The sequence below is a fragment of the Methanimicrococcus hacksteinii genome, assembly GCF_032714515.1.
Classification (GTDB): Archaea; Halobacteriota; Methanosarcinia; order Methanosarcinales; family Methanosarcinaceae; genus Methanimicrococcus; species Methanimicrococcus hacksteinii.
Genome location: NZ_JAWDKC010000014.1, coordinates 1 through 1,299, shown reverse-complemented (window position 1 = coordinate 1,299; position 1,299 = coordinate 1). Strand labels below are relative to the sequence as shown.

Annotated in this window: 1 rRNA gene; it reads left to right on the top strand. The window is 55.4% G+C overall.

The annotated features are described in order from the left end of the window. Window positions 1-1,232 (top strand): 16S ribosomal RNA (locus MmiAt1_RS04380); the annotation flags it as partial. Between the last annotated feature and the right edge of the window lie 67 nt (window positions 1,233-1,299).

Here is a 1,299-nt window from a genome sequence, read left to right as displayed (position 1 = left end):
GTACCCTCTAGCCGACAACGGGTACGGGTTGTGAGAGCAAGAGCCCGGAGATGGATTCTGAGACATGAATCCAGGCCCTACGGGGCGCAGCAGGCGCGAAAACTTTACAATGCAGGAAACTGTGATAAGGAGACACCGAGTGCTCGCATCAAATGCGGGCTGTCCACATACCTAAATCGTATGTGTTAGCAAGGGCCGGGCAAGACCGGTGCCAGCCGCCGCGGTAATACCGGTGGCCCGAGTGGTAGCCGCTTTTATTGGGTCTAAAGGGTCCGTAGCCGGTTCGGTCAGTCCATTGGGAAATCCGGATGCTCAACATCCGGGCTTCCAGTGGATACTGCCGGACTTGGGATCGGGGGAGGTAAGAGGTACTACAGGGGTAGGAGTGAAATCTTGTAATCCTTGTGGGACCACCTGTGGCGAAGGCGTCTTACCAAAACGAGTCCGACGGTGAGGGACGAAAGCTGGGGGCACGAACCGGATTAGATACCCGGGTAGTCCCAGCCGTAAACGATGCTCGCTAGGTGTCAGGCATGGCGTGACTGTGTCTGGTGCCGAAGGGAAGCCGTGAAGCGAGCCACCTGGGAAGTACGGCCGCAAGGCTGAAACTTAAAGGAATTGGCGGGGGAGCACAACAACGGGTGGAGCCTGCGGTTTAATTGGACTCAACGCCGGAAAACTCACCAGGGGAGACAGCAATATGTAGGTCAAGCTGAAGACTTTACCTGAATCGCTGAGAGGAGGTGCATGGTCGTCGCCAGTTCGTACTGTGAAGCATCCTGTTAAGTCAGGCAACGAGCGAGACCCGTGCCCACAGTTACCAGCGGCATCTCCGGATGGCCGGGTACTCTGTGGGGACCGCCGGTGTTAAATCGGAGGAAGGTGCGGGCTACGGTAGATCAGTATGCCCCGAATCTCTTGGGCTACACGCGGGCTACAATGGACGGGACAATGGGCAACTCCCCCGAAAGGGGTTGTCAATCTCATAAACCCGTTCGAAGTTCGGATCGAGGATTGAAACCCATCCTCGTGAAGCTGGAATCCGTAGTAATCGCGTTTCAACATAGCGCGGTGAATACGTCCCTGCTCCTTGCACACACCGCCCGTCAAACCACCCGAGTGGGGTATGGGTGAGGGTATGGACATCGTGCCGTATTCAAACCTGAATTCCGCAAGGGGGGTTAAGTCGTAACAAGGTAGCCGTAGGGGAATCTGCGGCTGGATCACCTCCTAAGAATAAAACACCGCCGAATGCCGAAAAAACATCAGGTCACAACAAAAACCAATAAAAGATCTTAA